An 18,980-nucleotide genomic window follows, 5' to 3' on the forward strand; every position below is an offset into this window, starting at 1 on the left:
CCAATTAACTTTCAATGTTATCAAGGCCCGCATCACCCGTGCCGAGTAGCGGTAAACGTACCACTGCCATCGCACCGGGGCGTCCTTGCCCATTCGTCAGCGGCGCATCAGTTAAAATCAATGTGCCCCCATGTTCTTCGATAATTTTCTTCACGATCGGCAGGCCTAGTCCCGTGCCTTTGTCGCGTGTTGTTACGTACGGTTCAAACAAACGCCCACGATCCTCGGGCAGTCCAATCCCGCTATCAGCAATCGTAATAAGAGCCGCGCCCGCGTCCGCACTAAGTGCAATCGCAACTTCGCGAACCATGCTGTCAGATCCGAATTTTTCTTCATAGCTTTCGATGGCTTCGCCCGCGTTCTTAATAAGGTTGGTCAAAGCTTGCGAAATCATCGTCGCGTCGAATTCCGCAACCAATTCACCCTCTGGCAAACTGCTTGAGAACACGACATCCGGCTGACCCGCTTCCTGCAACAGGACGGCATCGCGAACCATTGCAATCAGATCACCTGTTCGGCGATCAGGTTCAGGCATGCGCGCAAACTTGCTGAACTCATCCACAATGCGACGCAGATCACCCGTTTGGCGAATAATAACACCAGTCATCTGATCTAGCTTCTCAGCGTCATCGCCAACAAGTGGCGTAAACTTGCGTTTGATCCGCTCCGCAGAGAGCTGAATGGGTGTCAAAGGGTTCTTAATTTCATGGGCAATACGGCGCGCGACATCGCCCCAAGCAGCCATGCGCTGCGCAGTCACAAGGTCCGTTACATCGTCAAACGCAACAACATAGCCCTCAAGGGTGCCATCTTCGCGCCGTCTGCGAGACATGCGCACAAGCAAATTCTCTAACTGACCATCGCGACTTACTTTTACTTCGTTTTGCAAAGTTCCCATCTGGCCATTGCGCAACTTTTCCAAAAGCGGCCCAAATTCAGGAACCGCAACGGATAGATCGACGTCCTGTTTGTCTTGATGCCAGCCCAGCAAACGTTCCGCAGAGCGGTTCACAAACGACACCCGCCCTTCGGGATCAAGGCCAACCACGCCCGAGGTCACAGACGACAGAACGGAATCAAACATACGACGGCGACGATCAATCTGACGGTTGTTTTCCATCAACGTGTCGCGCTGCCTCTTCAATTGTCGCGTCATTTGGTTGAAATAACGCCCCAGCATCGCAATCTCGTCGTCACCTTCTTCTTCCAGAACTTGCACATCAAGATTGCCCGAACCTACCCGTTGCGCCGCACCCGCCAAACGCCCAACGGGACGTGACAGACGCTCGGCAAACCAAAGGCCAAGCCAGACTGCGGCCAGAATTAAGATCAAAGCAAAGCCGATATAGACCAAACCAAATTCGAACAACCGCCGGCCTCGTTCGCTTTCTTGTTGTTGATAGAACAGTGCGGTCTCTTGCGTTTCATCAAGCAATTGCAAAAGAGACCCATCCACATCACGGCTTACATAAAGGTATCGATCCAAATACCCATCTAGATTAACAACGGCTCGGAACTCATTGTTTTTCCAGTCTTCAATCATGTGGATCTTATTCACACGTGCTGACTCAATCTCGATTGGCGCAAGGGCCTCAAAATCAAACATATACGAACGTTCACCCCTTTCGCGGATCGCACCTGTTCCATCGATGACAAACGCCTCGCGCAATCCCCTTTGGATTTGCAACTGCCCTTCTCGCAAGACCTGTCGCAGACCAATCGACCCCGCAAAGCGCACTTCATTACCGCGAAAATTCAGGTATGCCGCCAAAGCCATTGCATCTTCTCGAAGATCGGCACGTTGTTCGTTTTCATAGGCCTCTGCGGCAGCAAGCGAATTTCCGACAACGCGCTGAACACGCTGCGAAAACCAAGCCTCTAAGCCCATGTTAATGGTCAAACCCGCAAATATAGCGACGGTCACAGTAGGTATAAGCGCCATCAGTGCAAAAACGCCCGTCAAACGCAGGTGCAATCTAGATCCAGCAGAGCGCGCCCGCCGAGCGGCGACCATCTGCGCGACACGCTGCAAAACCAAGGCGGCAACAACGAGAACGTAAACAAGATCCAGCAACAAAACCAAACGTAGACCCGGGCCACCGACATTTTGATCAAGCGGTCCAAGAACAAGGAACGTCGCAAAGGCCAAGGCGGGACCAAGCACGACGACACCCAAAGTAATCGCATTTTGGACCCGTCGCTGTCGGCGCAGATACGACAAGCGCGCCCACAAGGATACTTTGCTGCGCCACGCAAATCTAGCGGGCTCAGGTTGTGCTACAGGCTGGCTCACGCGCTGCCCTCGATCTATGGGAGCAAGTGCTCCACCGCCAAATACTGTGGCTCTCGTTTAGGAAATCGCAAAGCGATGCCATTGGGCCACGTTTATGTTGCGGTTTTACATCAACTTGCGCCGCCTTGTCACGCTAATATCGAGGTCAGTTATCTTCTTACGCAAAGTATTGCGGTTAATACCTAATAAATCGGCACATTTAGCCTGATTTCCACCTGTCGCTTCAAGTGAAATTTCTATCAAAGGTTGCTCGAACTCGCGTAAAATACGCATATAAATCCCTGCTGGCGGCAAAGCACCGCCGTGCAAATCGAAATATCGACGCAAATGGCGCTCTACTGAGGCCGACAATTTTTCGGTTGTGGTCCCCCCTGTGAGAATTGGTTCGAGGTCTGGTTGGTTGCCCAAGATCATCGCAATCTCAGCGCGCGTGATGACGTCCGTTCGCGTGCCAAGTCCCAAACGGCGCATCGCATTTTCAAGCTGACGCACATTTCCCGGCCAGCTGTAATCGTGGATCAGTTTGGCCGCCTCGGGCGACAAAGGGCGCGCAGAGGTTCCGTGCGCCTCCGCCTTGCCCAGAAAATAGTGCGCGAGCAATTCAATATCCTCAACGCGTTCGCGCAGCGCCGGCACCGTCAACATCGCACCATCCAAGCGGTAGTAAAGGTCCTGACGCAGCGCCCCACTTTCCAAGCGACTAGCCAAATCGACCAGCGAAGTCGCCAAGAAGCGCGGCACGTGATCACCGGGTGCATCCATCATCCGCACCAAGCGCGCTTGCGCCTCCAGATCAATGTCCGCGATCTCTTCGATCAACAGCGTGCCACCTTTAACCCGCGCAAGAACACGCGCAGGTCCTTCGATATCTTGCAGATCAGCCGTGGTGACGGTGACAAACGGCAACGTGCGTCTATCCGAAAAGTCATGGATTGCACGCGCAATAACCGTTTTTCCCGTGCCAGATTCGCCCGTGATCAAGACTGGAATATCCGTATTCATCACCCGCGCCATCAACGTATAGAGCGCTTGCATGACAGGTGTTTGACCCACCAACGGCAGTTCATCACCCGCCGCCGCGCCATCATCGCGTGCAGGCTTGGCACGCACGCTGTGCGAATCCAGCGCGCGCGCCGTGCGTTTCATCAGATCAGGTAGGTCGAAAGGTTTGGGCAAATAGTCATGTGCCCCCGCCTCATTGGCCTTGATCGCCGTCATGATCGTATTTTGTGCTGAAATGATAATCACAGGCAACCCGGGGCGATCTTCTTGGATCTTGGGGAGCATTTCCAAACCGTTGCCATCGGGCATCATCACGTCTGAAATCACCACATCACCACGCCCCTCAGCGACCCATCGCATCAAAGTTGTCAGCGAAGAGGTCGCGTGCACCTTGCACCCTGCGCGCGTTAACGCTTGGGTCAGAACCGTTCGAATTGTGCGATCATCATCAGCGACCAGAACCGTACCATCCATCAGAGATCATCCTTGTTTTTATGTGCGCCATTGGGTGCATCTGTGGGTGCGTCTGTGGGTGCGTCTGCTGGCGCCACAGGTAGTGAAATTCTAAACACCGTTTTACCGGGAACCGAATCTACGGACATCCAGCCGTCGTGGTCAGAAATTATCTTGGACACGAGCGCGAGGCCAAGCCCTGTGCCATTCTCACGCCCTGACACAAATGGCTCAAACACGTCCTCGGCCAGTTCAGGCGGAAACCCGGGTCCATCGTCGATCACTTCGATTTGCAACGGCAAGGCTTGGCCCAACGCCCCCGCGCGGCGCAAGCGGAACGAGTGTTCATAGAACGTACGCAGCCAGACTGTACCACCCTTTTGCCCCGCAGCTTCAGCCGCGTTTTTGAGCAAATTCAAGATGACTTGTAGCAATTGATCCCCGTCCACATGCGCGTGCGGCAAGGACGGGTCATAGTTTTCGACAATCTTCATTTGTGTGCCCGCACCCAGCAGTGTCGAGCGGCGCGCACGATCAAGCACATCATGAATATTCACCGCGCTCATATCAGGTGCGCGCAGGTTTCCGAATTGTTCGACCTGTTCGAGAAGCTTCACAATGCGACGCGATTCCTCAACGATCAGATCGGTCAGTTCCAAATCCTCAGAGGCAAGGTTCATCGACAGCAATTGCGCAGCACCCGTGATCCCCGCCAAAGGATTCTTGATTTCATGCGCCAACATTTCCGCCATGCCAATCGCGGACTTTGCAGAGGATTTCACCCCTTGGCTTTGATTGATCCGCCCCGCCAATTCACGCGGGGAAATCATCAAAACCATCGTGCCGGGGTGATCTAACAATGGCGCGATTTGCAGGTTGCATTGAACAGGCGCGCGATCCCCTGTGCCGATGTCCACATCGTTCACAAACAAGGGCGATGAATTGCGGCGCGCACGTGCGACAGCGTCCCCGATCGGGGCATCCACCGCCAGTCTGTCCCAGATCGGCGCGCCGTTCAGCGCTTTGGCTGAAGAATTGAAAAACCCTTCAGCCGCAGGATTAATGTCGGTGATTTTGTCATCCGCATCGATCAAAACCGTCGGAACCGGCAGCGACATCCAAATCGTCGTGTTGCTGTTCATGCCGCCACCTCTTGGTTTTGTACGGGGTCCAGCGCGCGCCCGAGCAGCGTTTGCACATCGGACGGATCACGCGCGGTCAAGACCGCTTTGCGCAACACAGTCGACGTTCCAGCGCTGTCCATATACCAACCCAAATGTTTGCGCGCGACGCGGCTGCCAAGCACGCTGCCATAAAAATCAAGCATGGCGCTGTAGTGATTTTGCACCATTTCTATCAAGTCTGCGCCGTGGGGGATCGTTGGTTTAGCGGTGCCATAAAGCTCAGCGGAAATGTCCGCCAACGCCCAAGGACGACCTTGGGCACCACGCCCAATCATCACACCGTCCGCACCGCTTTGCGACAACGCTTGGCGCGCAGTGGTCGCATCAACGATATCGCCATTGGCAATCACCGGAATGCGCACCGTGTCCTTAATGGCGCGGATCGCACGCCAATTCGCATGGCCTTTATAAAACTGACAGCGCGTACGCCCGTGGATCGTGATCATCTGAACGCCCGCATTTTCCGCGCGCCCCGCAAGCTCAGCTGCATTCAAAAGCGCGTCATCCCATCCAAGACGGGTTTTCAACGTCACAGGTACATCTACCGCGTCCACAACTGCCTCGATCAAGCCAAGCGCATGATCAAGGTCTTTCAGCAAAGCCGAACCAGAATAGCCGCTTGTCACCTTCTTGGCAGGACAGCCCATATTAATGTCGATAATCTTGGCACCGTTGCCCGCCGCAAGGCGCGCCGCTTCGGCCATCCAATAGGCTTCACGCCCTGCGATCTGCACAGATGTATGCGACGCCCCGAATCCAAGCTCTGCACGCTCGCGCACACCAGGTTTTGCTTGCACCATTTCTTGGCTGGCAACCATTTCACTGACCACAAGCCCCGCACCGAAAGAACTAACCAAATCGCGAAACGGCAAATCTGTGATACCTGCCAAAGGGGCAAGTAAAACAGGGGGCGAAAGAGAGACGTCGCCAATATGAAGTGTGGATGTCATGCTGTTTCATACTAAGCCTATGCAGTAGGCTCAATGAAGAGATGTGTAAAAAGGCAGCAATTCTGAAAAGTCGCACATTATTTAGGCATACGCCCTTTGATTGCGCCAAGGGCGTTGCAGGTTTATGCATCTCTCATGAGCACACAGAACCCAGATATGCGCATCGGCGCAGTGATTGTTGCCGCAGGACGCGGAACCCGTGCTGGCGGTGATTTACCCAAGCAATGGCAGGTGATCGCAGGCGCACGCGTTGCAGCATGGACCTGTGCGCGTTTTACAGCGCGTAGTGACATTGCAGAAGTCATCTTGGTGGTTCATCCCGATGATCAAGCGTTTGCGCAAGAAATTGCTGGCGTGCGTATCGTCCATGGCGGTGCAAGCCGTGATTCATCTGTGCGCCTTGGTCTAAAGGCGCTGGGGAACGATTTGACCCATGTTCTGATCCACGATGTTGCGCGTTGCACGGTCCCCACGCAAGTGATCGATGATGTGATTGCCGCCCTAAATCGCAGCGATGCCGCCGCACCTGCGCTTGCCGTCACAGATGCGCTTTGGATCGCCAAAGACGGCAGCGTCAGCGGCACACAGGATCGCACAGGACTGTACCGCGCACAAACGCCACAAGGGTTTGCCCTGCCTGCGATCCTGAACGCCCATACCAAACACACAGGCGGTGCTGCGGATGATGTGGAAGTCGCGCGCGCCGCAAGACTTGACGTTGTGATCACCGGGGGCGATGAGGCTAATCTAAAGATCACCACCCCCGTCGATTTCGCGCGGGCGCAAACCCTACTGGAGCAATCTATGGATATTCGCCTTGGCAACGGTTTTGATGTGCATGCGTTTGAGGACGGTGATCATGTGATCCTATGCGGCGTTCATGTGCCCCATGACAAAGCGCTCAAAGGGCATTCGGATGCCGATGTTGGCATGCACGCAGTTACAGATGCGATCTACGGCGCACTGGCGGACGGCGACATCGGCCAACACTTCCCGCCCTCAGATCCGCAATGGAAAGGGGCCGCAAGCGAGATTTTCTTGAAGCACGCTGTCGCTTTGGCGCAGTCACGTGGGTTCACAATTTCAAACATCGATTGCACGTTGATTTGCGAACACCCAAAGATCGGCCCACATGCAGGCACAATGAAGGCAACGATGGCCGAATTGATGGGGCTGGACGCGGATCGTGTGTCTGTCAAAGCAACCACCAGCGAACGCCTTGGATTTACAGGACGCGAGGAAGGCATTGCCGCCCTCGCAACAGCAACATTGGTGAAACTATGAACTTTCTTGCGCGCATCATCGGCACGGTTTTCTTCGTTGGTAATCTTCGATCTGCGCCTGGAACATGGGGGTCTTTTGCAGCCCTCCCTTTCGCCTATTTTTTCTATCAGGTCGGTGGGGTTTATCTGTTCCTCACAGCGATCGTTGTTGGCTTTTTTAAAGGCTGGTGGGCGACCGCGCAAATGACCAAAGGCGCCGCTGACCATGATCCATCCGAAATCGTGATCGACGAAGTCATCGGCCAATGGATCGCATTGTTACCTATACTCTACGCGGCGCGGTCGTTGGAGATAAATCCAATGGTGCTTTGGCCCGGATGGATCGCCGCTTTCATTCTGTTTCGTGCCTTTGACATTCTGAAGCCAGGTCCAATCGGTTGGGCGGACAAGCGCGATGATGCGTTTGGTGTCATGTTAGATGATGTCCTTGCGGGCGTGTTTGCAGCCATTGGCGTCGTCGCTTTGGCAGCCTTCTTTCACTTTGTACTGATGTGAGCACTGTCGCCCGAATTCTGGAAGTGAGCCGTGCGCAAAGCGTCATGATCGCGACTGCAGAAAGCTGCACCGCAGGCATGATTGCAGCCGCTTTAACCGATCTAGCTGGCAGCTCGAACATGTTTGAGCGTGGCTTTGTGACCTATACTAACGCCGCCAAGCACGAGATGTTGGGCGTGAAGCCAGAAACGCTCGATGCTTTTGGCGCAGTCAGTGAAGACGTGGCGCAGGAAATGGCACAGGGCGCGCTGAAACACTCCAAAGCACAACTCGCCTTGTCAGTAACGGGCATTGCAGGCCCGGGTGGATCAGATTTCAAACCCGAGGGTCGTGTGTGTTTCACGATTGCACAGGCTGGCATCTGTCACACGCAAACCATCGAATTCGGGGCCTTGGGGCGTGACGCGGTACGCAAAGCAGCGCGCGATCATGGGTTAGATATGATTCTTAAGGCGCTTTTGCAAAACGCCTAAATTTCAGGCAACCCGCATCCTCCAACGCTCATTCATCGGGCAGTTCTCAAATAGCATGTCCTTTGGGCGCTCAGAACCAAACCCGCCTCTTTTTTGAACATGCTTTGCGCGTCACTAACTGCGCGACAGTTTCTCATTGAAAGGAGGCCCGCCATGAACGGTGCCGATACAGCTTGGATTATGGTGGCCACCGCGTTGGTCTTGTTTATGACCCTTCCCGGTCTTGCGCTTTTTTACGGTGGTCTCGTGCGCGCGCGCAACGTGTTGAGTGTTTTCATGCACTGCTACGCGATTGCGTGCTTGATGAGCGTGCTCTGGCTCGCGTTTGGTTATTCCATCGCATTCGGTGACGCCAATGCCTATTGGGGCGGATTGGGGAAGATGTTCTTGATCGGTGTAACCGCTGACACTTTGGCGGGTACAATCCCAGAAGTTCTGTTTTTTGCGTTCCAAATGACCTTCGCGATCATTACGCCCGCACTAATTGTGGGTGCCTATGTTGAGCGCGTTGGCTTTGGTTTTGTCATGCTCTTTTCTGGCCTTTGGATGCTTCTTTGCTATGCACCTGTAGTGCATTGGATCTGGGACGGTGGCTTCCTCTCCGACGGTGGTATCTTCGGTGAGACTGGCGTGAAGGACTTCGCGGGCGGTATCGTTGTTCACCAAACAGCGGCAATCGCAGCGCTGCTGATTGCAGTCTTCCTTGGACCACGCAAAAACCAGACAACACCGCCGCACAACCCCGGCTTCGTGATGATCGGTGCCGCGATGCTTTGGGTTGGTTGGTTCGGCTTTAACGGTGGATCTCAATTGGCCGCAGACGGTGGCGCTGCAATGGCGATCACGGTCACGCATATCTCTGCCGCAACGGCATCCCTGACATGGGCGCTTTGGGAAAAGATCAAGTTCGGAAAAGCCTCTCTTGTGGGGATTGTCACAGGCACGATTGCAGGTCTGGCCTCTATCACGCCAGCCTCTGGTTTTGTTGGCCCCGTTGAGGCAATGATCATCGGCGCGATCGCGGGCGTGCTGTGCCAAGAAGCGGTCGTCTTGATCCGCAACAAGCTGAAGATTGACGACACACTCGACGTGTTCGCGGTTCACGGTGTTGGTGGTATCTTTGGAACAATCATGATTGCGGTCTTTGGTGCAGGCACATGGGCAGCACAGCTTGGCGGCTTGACCGTTGTCGGTGTCTACACGGTCGTCGTAACGGTTGTTCTGATTTATGTTGTGAAGGCTATTTCGCCCCTGCGCGTCGATCTGGAAACAGAAACCAGCGGTCTTGATCTGGTGGTTCACGGTGAACGCGCTTATGATATGTCGTCGTAATCGTTCAACATTTCTATGTTTTAGGCGGGTCCAATGCGGCCCGTCTTTTTTATTGCCCTCGGCTTAATTTTCCCACTGCGCCACACGCGGATCCATGATGCGACGCCACAGCGGCGGCATCAGAGCGATGATCGCCATCATGGGCAAGGGATAGGGAAGCATGGGTATCGTTCCCTCTACAAGTTGTAGCGCGGGGTAGTGACGTTGTGGATGCGTGTGATGATCCGAATGGCGCGGAGCGTTCAACATCATAGCCCCAGAAAAGCAGTGCGGCGTGTTCCAGCTGTGTTGCGGACCCACAGGTTCAAATTTGTCATTATCGGACATTTTGCGTCTTAAACCATAGTGTTGCACATAGTCGCTTAGGAAGATTTGCAGCTGCGCATAGAGCCCAATCGCGATGCAGATCACCACGCCCAAGAGTCCACCAATGGCGAAAGCCCCCAGCAGAGTACACGCCGCACCAAGATGATAGGACGTGTAGGGATGACGGCCCTGCCCCTTCATGCGCTAAGCCTCGGCTGCGTATCCTGCGCGGTAGGATCCTATCCAAGCACGTGCAAAGAAACGCCAAAATCCACGACCCTTCGGCGCGGACACAGGATCGCGTGACGTGCCGCAATGGACGTGATGCACCAAAGGATGGGCAGACGCGTGATGCCCCATAAGGATCGACATATAAAGCGCTTTACCCAGACGGCGCAGGTTACGGTTCGGGCGATGGATCAATGCATGCGCATTTGGGTGACCGATCTGGCCTGCAAAAAGCGCTGTTGCGATGAACAATGCGACCTTCTGCGCGGGCCCGATGTCAGGGTTGGATGCCAGCACATAAATCACCACGCCCAGCACTATGAAATGAGCGATGGCAAGACCGGCACTAAGAGTATCAGACGCTGGAAATTCCACGTCTGGGTCAGCATTGCCATCGGCCAAGGGCCAAGACGGTCAAACCCATAGGCAAAGACAGTGATGTAGATCAGCGCGGCCCATATCCACACACCGCCAAGCAATGCACCCGCAAGTAAAAGCACGACGATCATCAGCGTTGCGATGGTAAATTTCAGCATACTTAAGGCCGATAGATAAACACGTGGGCCGTGTACCACTAACCCTTCGGTGAATATAGCTCGTCAGCGCGGCCTTCAAATGCGCGCACGATACGTTGCATGGCCTCGTTGAATACCAATCCAATGATGCCTTGGAGGATAGCGTTCTTGAATTCGAAATCCACGAAGAATTTCGCCGTGCATCCCCCGCCCGCGACATCCTCAAACGCCCAATTGGATTTCATGTACTTGAACGGCCCATCCAGATATTCGGTGTCGATCTTCTTTTCGTGTGCAAACAACACAACGCGGCTGCCGAACTTTTCGCGAAACACTTTGAAGCTGATGACCAGATCGGCCAACATTTCCTCTGACGCGCCATGATCCGTGCTCGACCGAATGCGCGCAGCAGCGCACCATGGCAAAAACTGCGGATACGAGGCCACATCAGCCACCAGCGCATACATCTGATCAGCCGAGTACGGCATATGGCGGTTTTCAGAATGGGTTGGCATCGGCGCAGTTTTCCCGTTAACTCAGGTGTGCTGCATGTGTGTCGCATCGGCCGAAAAATCAAGGGGCAGCCATGCCACAGCGTCCATATGTCATCGACCAAATGATCTCTGCCAAGTCCATTGCCGCGCGCATCGAGGAACTCAGCAACGAGATTGAGCAGGAATTCAAAGGCACCGACAAGCTGGTTGTCGTCGGGCTATTGCGTGGATCGTTTGTTTTTATTGCTGACATTGTGCGTGAATTGGATTTGCCAGTGGAGGTCGATTTCTTAGAAGCATCTTCTTATGGTGACGGTATGGAAAGCAGTCGAGAAGTTCGTATTCTCAAAGACTTACGCGGCGCAATCGAAGGGCGTGATGTGCTGGTTGTTGAAGACATCGTTGACACCGGTCACACGCTTAATCACGTCACGCACCTACTGGAATCGCGCAACCCCGCACGTTTGAAATCGATTGCATTGCTCGACAAACCGACCCGGCGCGAAGTGGATTTCAAGTCTGATTGGATTGGCTTTCAGATCCCCGATGAATTCGTCGTGGGATATGGTATTGATTTTGCGCAACGCAATCGCAACCTACCCTACATAGGCAAAGTACGCTTTACAGACGGACCAGTCTCCGAATGATAAACCCACGCCACTTTTTGCACATGTCACGTTGGGCGCTTAACCCGCCCTCGGCAGCGCGTGTGAAAATGGGGATAGTTGTGATTGTGATTTGTGCCGTGATCTTTCTGATCGAGCGTTACGTCGGTTGGCCCGACGCCCTGACGCCCAATACATTCAAACTGCGCGGCTAACTAGCCGCAGCAGCCGTTTCGCGCACACGTACGATCATCGCTGTTAGACCGTTTGATCGCTGCGCAGACAAATGTTCATTCAAACCCAAGCGCCCAAGTTCGGATTTTGCATCAATCGCCGTTACCTCGGACACAGGCATGTCATTGTAAAGAATACGTAAAACCGCAATCAAACCGTTCACGATCATCGCATCACTTTCGCCATCAAAGCGAAATACACCACCCTCGATCTTGGGATGTAACCAGACTTGGCTGGCACAGCCATCAACCTTCGTTGCTTGCACTTTCAGCGCATCCTCAAGCGGCTTCATCGCCTTGCCCTGCTCAATCACATGGCGATAGCGCTCTTCCCAATCTTCGAGAAATTCGAAATCTTCGACAAGCTCTTCAAATGCTGCGTTGGCCATGATGCACCTCTCTTTTGTGTTGCACTTGAGGTAGTCAGCAACGCGCCAAAGGTCCAGTGCGCTCTTGCCGCTTTTCAAGTTGCAGGATGTAAGATAAATCATATCAAAACAAAGACGAGGTATTCACATGGCATATTCACGCACTTTATTGCTTTGCGGTTCGCTGGCATTGGCAGGTTGTGGCGGCGGATTGGCGAACAGTTGGGTCAACCCTGGGAATTGGTTTGGCAAGTCAAGCAATCAAGCGATTCCTACGGAAGGAACAGTCAACCCACTGATTCTACAGAAAAATGTGTTTGCGCGCAAAGAATTAGAATACCAAGGCTTTGCCGTAGACCAAATTAAAAGCCTGCGCATTGAACGTCGTCCGGGCGGTGCAATTGTGCGGGTCGTTGGGGTCGCAAATGCGATTGGTTCTTATAATGTGCGTCTGGAGCCGGACGCAGAAAACGGTCCCAATAAAGGCGTTCTAAGTTTCACATTGAACGCCGAACAACCCAAGACCGTAATCCAAGGCGGCAGCGATAATGCGCGTCAAATTACAGCGGCTAAAATCCTGAGCGACCAAGACCTTGCTGGCGTACGCTCAATTGTCGTTAAAGGTGCGCGAAATCAATTAAGTACACGCCGACGCTAAAGCAGAAAAAACGGTGGAACTAGGACCCTACACCGGGACTAAAACCACATCATTGCCTTTGGCGGAAAGCGCAATTTTTCCATCGCATAGCTTGAGTGCGTCTTCACCGAAGACCTCGTACCGCCAGCCCTCAAGCGCGCCCACGTCACGTTCACCAGCCGCAATCGCATCCAAGTCAGATGCGGGTGCCACCAATTTTGACGCAACACCAACCGCACTCGTTTTCGCTTTGAGCAACACGCGCAAAAGATCAGCCAAGGCGGGATTCACTTGCTGACGTTCATGCTTGCGCTCAACGCGCGGCAAATCTGCTTCAGGACAGGCCAAACCAACCTTGATTGCATTCAAGATACCGTCAGCGATGTCACCACGGCGGGCTTCGCGCAGCAGCAAACGGGAATTACCAAGGTCAGCGATATTTTTCGGCTTTGTCGCGGCAATTTCTGCAAGCGCGTCGTCTTTGTAAACACGGCTGCGCGGCACATTCTTGGTTTGTGCATAATCTTCGCGAAAGCGTGCAAGTTCGCGCACGATCGACAAGAAACGTGGGCTGTTGTTACGGGTTTTCACACGCTTCCATGCATCTTCTGGCTTGGTTGTATAGGTCGCAGGGTTGTTCAGGATCGTCATTTCTTGATCGACCCAATGCGCGCGCCCCGCATCCTTAAGGCGCTTGGCGAGATACTCATAAACCTGACGCAAATGCGTCACATCAGCAAGCGCATACGTGGACTGCGCATCGCTTAGCGGGCGGCGTGACCAATCGGTAAAGCGCGAGGACTTGTCGATCTCTTCCTTGGCGATTTTACGCACCAACGTTTCATATCCAACCTGTTCACCGAAACCACAAACCATTGAGGCAACTTGCGTGTCGAACAAGGGCGTTGGGATAACGCCAGCATCGACTTGGAAAATTTCAATGTCTTGGCGCGCGGCGTGAAACACTTTTACGACGCTGGTATCACGAAACAAATCATACAGCGGCTCTAGTGAAATGCCGGTCGCCAGCGGATCAACCAAACATCCATTGCTGTCATCGGTTCCAGGCATTGCAAGCTGCACCAAACAAAGCTTTGAATAATACGTTCGTTCACGCAAAAATTCTGTGTCTACAGTGACATAATCGTGCTTTGCAGCTTCGAGGCAAAATTTAGAAAGCGCGTCGGTTGTGGTGATCGTTAGCATATATCAGAGCTCATTCGCGTGTTATCCTTTGGTGCCTTACGCGATATCGCCCATGAAATAAAGACTATCGTCGGTGCCCCTAATATCGATTGATGAAATAAGTTGCAAAGCGTTGTAAAGCCATAGGATAAATCCGGTGTTCTTGGATCAAAACACGCGCGGCTAAGGTGTCTGGCGTATCATCCGCAAGGATCGGCACGCTTGCTTGCATGATGATCGGACCGTCGTCCAATTTGGCCGTGACTTCATGCACTGTGCAGCCTGCCTGTGTATCACCCGCATCTATCGCGCGGGCGTGCGTGTGCAACCCTTTGTACTTGGGCAAAAGCGACGGATGCACGTTAATCATGTGCCCCTCGTAGCGTGCAATGAAATGCGGTGTGAGAACACGCATGAACCCTGCGAGACAGATGATGTCCGTTTTGGCCGCGTCAAGTTGCGCCATAAGCGCGTCCTCAAACGCAGCGCGGTCTTTGCCGTAGGGTTTGTGATCAATCGCAGCGGTCGGCACGCCATGCGCCGCAGCTTTGGCCAAACCACCAGCCGAGGCGCTGTTGGCCATCACAAGGCACGGTTCAGCTAGATGATCCGCCCCCATGCTTTCCAGCAGCTTCACCATGTTAGAGCCGCCACCAGAAATCAAAATGGCAACGCGTAGCTTCAAAGCAGCGATCCTGTGTAGCGCACCTCGCCCGTGTCGGTGACGTGGCCAAGCTTGGCGACTGTTTCGCCCGCCGCCTGAAGCAAGGCGATCAATGCGTCCGCACGGGCCGCATCCACGCTTAGCACCATACCCATACCGCAGTTGAAGGTCTTGAGCATTTCGGATTCAGCAATATCGCCTGTCTTGGCCATCCATTGAAACACAGGCGGCAAATCCCAAGCGTTCAAATCAATCTCTATTCCACAGCCGTCAGGCAGCACACGAGGGATGTTTTCCGTCAAACCGCCACCCGTGATATGGGCCAGCGCGTGAACGCCCCCTGCCCGAATAGCCGCCAAGGATTGTTTTACATACAGACGTGTTGGCGTCAGCAAAGCCGCGCCAAGATTACCGTGCGCGAACGGGCAATCATCGTCCCAGCCAAGGCCGGACATTTCGACCAGTTTGCGCACCAAAGAATAGCCGTTGGAATGCACACCGTCAGAGGCCAGTCCCAGCAGAACATCGCCCAATTGCACGTTTGCAGGCAGTTCGCTGCCACGTTCCATCGCGCCAACAGAGAAACCCGCAAGATCGAAATCGCCCTTGGGATACATGCCCGGCATTTCCGCCGTTTCGCCGCCAATCAATGCGCAATTAGAGCGCACGCAGCCCTCTGCAATGCCTTCAATGATACGCGCAGCCACGTCTGTTTCCAGATGACCCGTCGCAAAGTAATCCAAGAAGAACAGCGGCTCTGCACCCTGACATACCAGATCATTGACGCACATGGCGACCAGATCAATGCCAACGCCGTCCACGTTGCCTGTATCAATCGCGATGCGCAGTTTGGTGCCAACACCGTCTGTCGCGCCCACAAGGATCGGGTCGCTATACCCCGCGCCTTTTAGATCGAAGAGCGCGCCAAATCCACCAAGACCGGACATAACACCGGGGCGATTGGTGCGCTTGGCCGCTGGTTTTATCCGCTCCACCAGCGCGTTGCCCGCGTCAATATCAACACCCGCATCTGCGTAAGTGATGCCGCTCTTAGCTATTTGGTCGCTCATGGAAATCTCCGCGCAAAGGGTGGTGTTAATCGCTTTGCGCGTCCGTTATCGCATCGCGGGTTTAAGTGCAATCTTGCGGTCGTGCTAATGCAGCGGTTGACCTGCGATATCTGATCCCTAATGGTTACAGCGAAGTTTAGGAATCCCACAATGGCCGACCATCAAGGCAAATGCTACTGCGGCGCTCTGCGCTTTGAGATGAACGCAGAGCCCGTCATGCAAGCGCAATGTCATTGCCGCGAATGCCAGTATTTTTCGGGTGGCGGTGCGAATTACTTCATGGTGATCCCTGAAGCAGGTTTCAAATATACCTCTGGTACGCCAAAATATTTCACGCGCTCTGATCTAGAGGCCCCCGTCACACGCGAGTTTTGCAGTGATTGTGGTACACACATCGCGACATGCCGACCAAACCTGCCGATGGTTATCCTAAAGGTCGGGACATTGGAGGCGCCAAGCAATGCCTACACGCCCCAATTGGCAATTTTCGCCAATGACAAGCAGGCGTTCCATGTGGTTCCCGAGGGCATGCCATGCTTCCAAGAAATGGCGCCACGAAAATAGCTGGTGCAATCGGGGTGCGTTTGCCTTGACGCGGACAAACCGTCTGCTAATCAGAGGGCAAGGTAGGGCCTGTAGCTCAATTGGTTAGAGCAGCGTGCTCATAACGCGTTGGTTGCAGGTTCAAGTCCTGCCGGGCCTACCAGTTTTATTCGCAGATATTTTCTTTGATGAAGCAATTGGACCCAATACAGCCGTTCCAGCCTTCGTCTTTTGCGGATTGCGATTTTTCACCGAAATCCCCGACGACCAGCTCAACAGCTTTCACCTTTTCAAGCTTAAAGATGCGCTTTGCTTCAAAATCGCGCCCCTTGGTGCAGCCGCGGCTTTGCCAGCCGTGCATGTAGAAACTGCCATTGTTGCCGATTGCCACTTGATGCACATCGATGATGCGCGGCGCGCAGCCTTTACTGGCGTCTTTGTCATAGACCAACTCGACGACGCGGCCTGTTTTGGCGGCTTCGCACAAAGATGCTTCGAATTTGGATTGGGCAAATGCGGAGGAAGCAAGCCCGAGGCTAATCAGCATTGATGTTGTTACAAGCTTCATTCCTCGTCCTCCTCATTACTTTCACGTCGCCCCTTAAACCCTGTCGCCACAACGAATTTTTCAGAACTGTCTTGGCGTGAACTGGGTGGCTTCATATGTGCGACCTTAGTGAAATTCTGCTTGAGAACCTTCTGCAGCTCTCCTTCTGCGCCACCCGCCAGCACCTTGGCAACAAACGTTCCGCCATCCGCAAGGACGTCGAACGCGAAATAAGCAGCGGCTTCACAAAGGTGCATAATGCGCAGGTGGTCGGTTTGCTTGTGCCCAGACGACGAGGCCGCCATGTCAGAAAGAACCACATCCGCCTGCCCGCCAAGCCAGCCTTTGACCAGATCATCCGCGCCTTCATCAAGAAAATCGAGCACGTGGAATTCGGCGCCCGCCATGGTTTCGACCTCTTGCAGATCAATCCCAAGGATCGTGCCCTGCGCTTTGCCGCGACGATCCCCAAGCGCGTTGATGCGTGGGACCGCGACCTGACACCAGCCACCAGGGGCACAGCCGAGGTCAACAACGCGTGCACCAGGCACCAAGAAGCGATATTTATCATCCACTTCCATGATCTTGAATGCAGCACGTCCACGATAGCCTTCGGCCTTGGCGCGTTTGACGTATGGATCATTCAACTGACGTTGCAGCCAAAGTGTCGAGGACATGCGCCGACCGCGCGCTGACTTAACCTTAACAGTTAGATCACGCTGGCCGCGGCCTGAATTATTTTTGCCGTCTGGGGTCTTTGCCATGTCACTTAACTTTCTGAACATCTGTGCGACGCGGGATACGATTTTTGCCGGAAAAACTTTCAGCAATATCGCGCCCTCTAGTATACGCTGTCTTCTAAAACACCATCTGCGCTCATTTGGGCGTAGAGTAAACCTTCGCGAAGACCTCTGTCAGCAACGGAAAGCTGATCTGTTGGCCAACAGCGCAAAAGCGCTTGCAGGATTGCAGCCCCTGACATGATCAGCGCTTGGCGATCTTGGCCAATGCGCGGATCGCGACGTCGGCCATTCGGGCCTAGTTTGAGATACATGTGGATCACCTTGTCGATCTGATCCGACGTCATGCGCAATCCATCAACTTTGTTGCGATCATAACGTTTAAGCCCAAGATGCGAGGCCGCAACAGTCGTGACAGTCCCAGATGTGCCAACGATCTGAAATCCTTCGCGGGTCTGTTCGTCCTTATAGGGCGCAAACTCGGCCAAATGTTCTTCGAAATACCAGCTCATCAACGCAAAGCGTGCAGAATCGTCTTCAACGTCATCGAAATGATCGCGCAGCGTCACAACGCCCAAAGGAACGGAAATCCAATCAACCACTTTTGCCGCAGCAAACGGACTATCTTGCGTGTGAAATCCAGCATGAAGCCGCATAATCGCTTTGGGCCGTTCGCGCATTGGAACCGCCGTCAGATCGATCCAGACCAATTCAGTCGAGCCACCACCAATATCAACCACCAACAATTGTTCTGTCTTGGTCGACACCAAAGGCGCGCAGGAAATAACGGCGAGGCGCGCTTCTTCCTCTGGTTTGATGATATCCAGCGTCAGCCCAGTTTCACGGGTGATTTGCTTCATAAAGCCCGCGCCATTGCCTGCACGACGACAGGCTGCTGTCGCCACAAGGCGCATGTGCTTTACTTTGTGGCGCTTCAGTTTTTGCTGACAAATGCGCAGCGCTTGGATCGTGCGCGCCATTGACGCACGACTTAGCTTGCCCGTGCTTTCCAGACCCGCCCCCAATTGGACGGATTTAGAAAAGCTATCGATCACATGAAACTGACTGCCCTTTGGCTGGGCAATCAACATGCGACAACTGTTCGTACCCAAGTCCAGCGCCGCATAAAGCGCAGCTGAATCAGGCGGTTTCGGCGCGGGGCTCTCTACCGGTTTCAGGAATGCGCCCGCACCTTTGGGACGCTTGGGCGTCATAATACGCCCTCCATGTATCGTGTTACCCCTAGCCTACGCCCGCCGCAGCGCTCTCGCAAGGGGCTTGTCAGGCCGCCGGCCTTCATAATCACCATGAATATTATGACCCTCTTGCCCTGTGGCTAAATGTGCTGCGCTGCGGCTAAGATCAGGCGTCGCTCAGGCG

Annotated in this window: 23 protein-coding genes and 1 tRNA gene; 9 read left to right on the forward strand and 15 right to left on the reverse strand. The window is 53.9% G+C overall.

Annotated elements, in window-relative coordinates:
• Positions 1 to 4 precede the first annotated feature (4 nt).
• The 4 genes from QZ279_RS07705 to dusB all read right to left on the reverse strand — a co-directional run bounded on the left by QZ279_RS07705 (position 5) and on the right by dusB (position 5,882).
• Entirely contained in the window at positions 5 to 2,233 is a 2,229-nt protein-coding gene (locus QZ279_RS07705) for a PAS domain-containing sensor histidine kinase (RefSeq protein ID WP_366513904.1), read from the reverse strand.
• 165 nt (positions 2,234 to 2,398) lie between these two features.
• Positions 2,399 to 3,769 (reverse strand): sigma-54 dependent transcriptional regulator, encoded by a 1,371-nt coding sequence (locus QZ279_RS07710; protein WP_293449736.1) that lies wholly within the window; start codon positions 3,767 to 3,769, stop codon positions 2,399 to 2,401.
• Positions 3,769 to 4,890, reverse strand: a complete 1,122-nt coding sequence (locus QZ279_RS07715; protein ID WP_293449738.1) for an ATP-binding protein — start codon at positions 4,888 to 4,890, stop codon at positions 3,769 to 3,771. The genes QZ279_RS07710 and QZ279_RS07715 overlap by 1 nt, the downstream gene beginning before the upstream one ends.
• Positions 4,887 to 5,882, reverse strand: coding sequence for a tRNA dihydrouridine synthase DusB (gene dusB, locus QZ279_RS07720; protein ID WP_293449739.1), 996 nt, complete (start codon positions 5,880 to 5,882; stop codon positions 4,887 to 4,889). Before dusB ends, QZ279_RS07715 begins: the two co-directional genes overlap by 4 nt.
• Positions 5,883 to 6,038: 156 nt before the next feature.
• On the opposite strand from dusB, the gene QZ279_RS07725 reads away from it, so the two are divergent.
• The 4 genes from QZ279_RS07725 (at position 6,039) to QZ279_RS07740 (ending at position 9,465) form a co-directional block, all read left to right on the forward strand.
• Positions 6,039 to 7,166 carry a bifunctional 2-C-methyl-D-erythritol 4-phosphate cytidylyltransferase/2-C-methyl-D-erythritol 2,4-cyclodiphosphate synthase gene (locus QZ279_RS07725; RefSeq protein WP_293449763.1) on the forward strand — a complete coding sequence of 376 codons (1,128 nt, stop codon included), beginning with the start codon at positions 6,039 to 6,041 and terminating at the stop codon, positions 7,164 to 7,166.
• A complete protein-coding gene (locus QZ279_RS07730) occupies positions 7,163 to 7,660 on the forward strand; it encodes a phosphatidylglycerophosphatase A (protein ID WP_293449740.1) in 498 nt (165 codons plus the stop codon). Before QZ279_RS07725 ends, QZ279_RS07730 begins: the two co-directional genes overlap by 4 nt.
• A complete protein-coding gene (locus QZ279_RS07735) occupies positions 7,657 to 8,133 on the forward strand; it encodes a CinA family protein (RefSeq protein ID WP_293449741.1) in 477 nt (158 codons plus the stop codon). The genes QZ279_RS07730 and QZ279_RS07735 overlap by 4 nt, the downstream gene beginning before the upstream one ends.
• A gap of 153 nt (positions 8,134 to 8,286) precedes the next feature.
• Complete coding sequence (locus QZ279_RS07740) at positions 8,287 to 9,465, forward strand: ammonium transporter (RefSeq protein ID WP_293449742.1); 1,179 nt, start codon at positions 8,287 to 8,289, stop codon at positions 9,463 to 9,465.
• Between the two features lie 63 nt (positions 9,466 to 9,528).
• On the opposite strand, the gene QZ279_RS07745 is transcribed toward QZ279_RS07740, so the two are convergent.
• The 4 genes from QZ279_RS07745 to QZ279_RS07760 are packed head-to-tail and all read right to left on the reverse strand — an operon-like array spanning position 9,529 to position 11,029.
• The gene (locus QZ279_RS07745; RefSeq protein WP_293449743.1) at positions 9,529 to 9,972 is read right to left on the reverse strand and encodes a fatty acid desaturase; all 444 of its coding nucleotides are present in this window, start codon (positions 9,970 to 9,972) and stop codon (positions 9,529 to 9,531) included.
• A 3-nt stretch (positions 9,973 to 9,975) separates the two neighbouring features.
• Complete coding sequence (locus tag QZ279_RS07750) at positions 9,976 to 10,296, reverse strand: hypothetical protein (RefSeq protein ID WP_293449744.1); 321 nt, start codon at positions 10,294 to 10,296, stop codon at positions 9,976 to 9,978.
• A 20-nt stretch (positions 10,297 to 10,316) separates the two neighbouring features.
• The gene (locus QZ279_RS07755; protein ID WP_293449745.1) at positions 10,317 to 10,535 is read right to left on the reverse strand and encodes a hypothetical protein; all 219 of its coding nucleotides are present in this window, start codon (positions 10,533 to 10,535) and stop codon (positions 10,317 to 10,319) included.
• A gap of 38 nt (positions 10,536 to 10,573) precedes the next feature.
• Positions 10,574 to 11,029, reverse strand: coding sequence for a type II toxin-antitoxin system RatA family toxin (locus QZ279_RS07760; RefSeq protein ID WP_293449746.1), 456 nt, complete (start codon positions 11,027 to 11,029; stop codon positions 10,574 to 10,576).
• Positions 11,030 to 11,100: 71 nt separating this feature from the next.
• Between QZ279_RS07760 and hpt the strand changes: the two genes are divergently transcribed.
• Together hpt and QZ279_RS07770 are read left to right on the forward strand one after the other, a co-directional pair.
• Positions 11,101 to 11,655: a hypoxanthine phosphoribosyltransferase gene (gene hpt, locus QZ279_RS07765; RefSeq protein WP_293449747.1), complete on the forward strand. Its 555-nt coding sequence runs from the start codon at positions 11,101 to 11,103 to the stop codon at positions 11,653 to 11,655.
• Positions 11,652 to 11,828, forward strand: coding sequence for a hypothetical protein (locus QZ279_RS07770; RefSeq protein WP_293449748.1), 177 nt, complete (start codon positions 11,652 to 11,654; stop codon positions 11,826 to 11,828). Before hpt ends, QZ279_RS07770 begins: the two co-directional genes overlap by 4 nt.
• On the opposite strand, the gene QZ279_RS07775 is transcribed toward QZ279_RS07770, so the two are convergent.
• Positions 11,825 to 12,235, reverse strand: a complete 411-nt coding sequence (locus tag QZ279_RS07775; protein WP_293449749.1) for a SufE family protein — start codon at positions 12,233 to 12,235, stop codon at positions 11,825 to 11,827. The two genes, QZ279_RS07770 and QZ279_RS07775, sit on opposite strands and share 4 nt — an antisense overlap.
• 127 nt (positions 12,236 to 12,362) lie before the next feature.
• On the opposite strand from QZ279_RS07775, the gene QZ279_RS07780 reads away from it, so the two are divergent.
• The gene (locus tag QZ279_RS07780; RefSeq protein ID WP_293449750.1) at positions 12,363 to 12,872 is read left to right on the forward strand and encodes a hypothetical protein; all 510 of its coding nucleotides are present in this window, start codon (positions 12,363 to 12,365) and stop codon (positions 12,870 to 12,872) included.
• Between the two features lie 27 nt (positions 12,873 to 12,899).
• On the opposite strand, the gene rnd is transcribed toward QZ279_RS07780, so the two are convergent.
• From rnd to purM, 3 genes are all read right to left on the reverse strand, one after another.
• Complete coding sequence (gene rnd, locus QZ279_RS07785) at positions 12,900 to 14,057, reverse strand: ribonuclease D (RefSeq protein WP_293449751.1); 1,158 nt, start codon at positions 14,055 to 14,057, stop codon at positions 12,900 to 12,902.
• A gap of 79 nt (positions 14,058 to 14,136) precedes the next feature.
• Entirely contained in the window at positions 14,137 to 14,721 is a 585-nt protein-coding gene (purN, locus tag QZ279_RS07790) for a phosphoribosylglycinamide formyltransferase (RefSeq protein ID WP_293449752.1), read from the reverse strand.
• Positions 14,718 to 15,770, reverse strand: a complete 1,053-nt coding sequence (gene purM / locus QZ279_RS07795; RefSeq protein ID WP_293449753.1) for a phosphoribosylformylglycinamidine cyclo-ligase — start codon at positions 15,768 to 15,770, stop codon at positions 14,718 to 14,720. Before purM ends, purN begins: the two co-directional genes overlap by 4 nt.
• 150 nt (positions 15,771 to 15,920) lie before the next feature.
• On the opposite strand from purM, the gene QZ279_RS07800 reads away from it, so the two are divergent.
• Together QZ279_RS07800 and QZ279_RS07805 are read left to right on the forward strand one after the other, a co-directional pair.
• Positions 15,921 to 16,334, forward strand: a complete 414-nt coding sequence (locus QZ279_RS07800) for a GFA family protein (RefSeq protein ID WP_293449754.1) — start codon at positions 15,921 to 15,923, stop codon at positions 16,332 to 16,334.
• A 65-nt stretch (positions 16,335 to 16,399) separates the two neighbouring features.
• Positions 16,400 to 16,476: transfer RNA gene (locus tag QZ279_RS07805), tRNA-Ile, on the forward strand.
• Positions 16,477 to 16,479: 3 nt separating this feature from the next.
• Here the strand turns inward: QZ279_RS07805 and QZ279_RS07810 are convergent.
• The 3 genes from QZ279_RS07810 to QZ279_RS07820 all read right to left on the reverse strand — a co-directional run bounded on the left by QZ279_RS07810 (position 16,480) and on the right by QZ279_RS07820 (position 18,814).
• On the reverse strand, positions 16,480 to 16,881 hold the full coding sequence (locus QZ279_RS07810; RefSeq protein ID WP_293449755.1) for a hypothetical protein: 402 nt from the start codon (positions 16,879 to 16,881) through the stop codon (positions 16,480 to 16,482).
• Positions 16,878 to 17,624, reverse strand: coding sequence for an RlmE family RNA methyltransferase (locus QZ279_RS07815; protein ID WP_293449756.1), 747 nt, complete (start codon positions 17,622 to 17,624; stop codon positions 16,878 to 16,880). The genes QZ279_RS07810 and QZ279_RS07815 overlap by 4 nt, the downstream gene beginning before the upstream one ends.
• Before the next feature lie 77 nt (positions 17,625 to 17,701).
• Positions 17,702 to 18,814 (reverse strand): Ppx/GppA phosphatase family protein, encoded by a 1,113-nt coding sequence (locus tag QZ279_RS07820; RefSeq protein ID WP_293449757.1) that lies wholly within the window; start codon positions 18,812 to 18,814, stop codon positions 17,702 to 17,704.
• Between the last annotated feature and the right edge of the window lie 166 nt (positions 18,815 to 18,980).

Source organism: Planktotalea sp., assembly GCF_018607965.1.
Classification (GTDB): domain Bacteria; phylum Pseudomonadota; class Alphaproteobacteria; order Rhodobacterales; family Rhodobacteraceae; genus Planktotalea.

Coding starts and splice junctions, on each gene's coding strand:
- QZ279_RS07710 (WP_293449736.1), bottom strand. CDS start 3,769: ATGGATGGTACGGTTCTGGTCGCTGATGATGATCGCACAATTCGAACG.
- QZ279_RS07715 (WP_293449738.1), bottom strand. CDS start 4,890: ATGAACAGCAACACGACGATTTGGATGTCGCTGCCGGTTCCGACGGTT.
- dusB (WP_293449739.1), bottom strand. CDS start 5,882: ATGACATCCACACTTCATATTGGCGACGTCTCTCTTTCGCCCCCTGTT.
- QZ279_RS07725 (WP_293449763.1), top strand. CDS start 6,039: ATGCGCATCGGCGCAGTGATTGTTGCCGCAGGACGCGGAACCCGTGCT.
- QZ279_RS07730 (WP_293449740.1), top strand. CDS start 7,163: ATGAACTTTCTTGCGCGCATCATCGGCACGGTTTTCTTCGTTGGTAAT.
- QZ279_RS07740 (WP_293449742.1), top strand. CDS start 8,287: ATGAACGGTGCCGATACAGCTTGGATTATGGTGGCCACCGCGTTGGTC.
- QZ279_RS07745 (WP_293449743.1), bottom strand. CDS start 9,972: ATGAAGGGGCAGGGCCGTCATCCCTACACGTCCTATCATCTTGGTGCG.
- QZ279_RS07755 (WP_293449745.1), bottom strand. CDS start 10,535: ATGCTGAAATTTACCATCGCAACGCTGATGATCGTCGTGCTTTTACTT.
- QZ279_RS07760 (WP_293449746.1), bottom strand. CDS start 11,029: ATGCCAACCCATTCTGAAAACCGCCATATGCCGTACTCGGCTGATCAG.
- hpt (WP_293449747.1), top strand. CDS start 11,101: ATGCCACAGCGTCCATATGTCATCGACCAAATGATCTCTGCCAAGTCC.
- QZ279_RS07770 (WP_293449748.1), top strand. CDS start 11,652: ATGATAAACCCACGCCACTTTTTGCACATGTCACGTTGGGCGCTTAAC.
- QZ279_RS07775 (WP_293449749.1), bottom strand. CDS start 12,235: ATGGCCAACGCAGCATTTGAAGAGCTTGTCGAAGATTTCGAATTTCTC.
- QZ279_RS07780 (WP_293449750.1), top strand. CDS start 12,363: ATGGCATATTCACGCACTTTATTGCTTTGCGGTTCGCTGGCATTGGCA.
- rnd (WP_293449751.1), bottom strand. CDS start 14,057: ATGCTAACGATCACCACAACCGACGCGCTTTCTAAATTTTGCCTCGAA.
- purM (WP_293449753.1), bottom strand. CDS start 15,770: ATGAGCGACCAAATAGCTAAGAGCGGCATCACTTACGCAGATGCGGGT.
- QZ279_RS07800 (WP_293449754.1), top strand. CDS start 15,921: ATGGCCGACCATCAAGGCAAATGCTACTGCGGCGCTCTGCGCTTTGAG.
- QZ279_RS07810 (WP_293449755.1), bottom strand. CDS start 16,881: ATGAAGCTTGTAACAACATCAATGCTGATTAGCCTCGGGCTTGCTTCC.
- QZ279_RS07815 (WP_293449756.1), bottom strand. CDS start 17,624: ATGGCAAAGACCCCAGACGGCAAAAATAATTCAGGCCGCGGCCAGCGT.
- QZ279_RS07820 (WP_293449757.1), bottom strand. CDS start 18,814: ATGACGCCCAAGCGTCCCAAAGGTGCGGGCGCATTCCTGAAACCGGTA.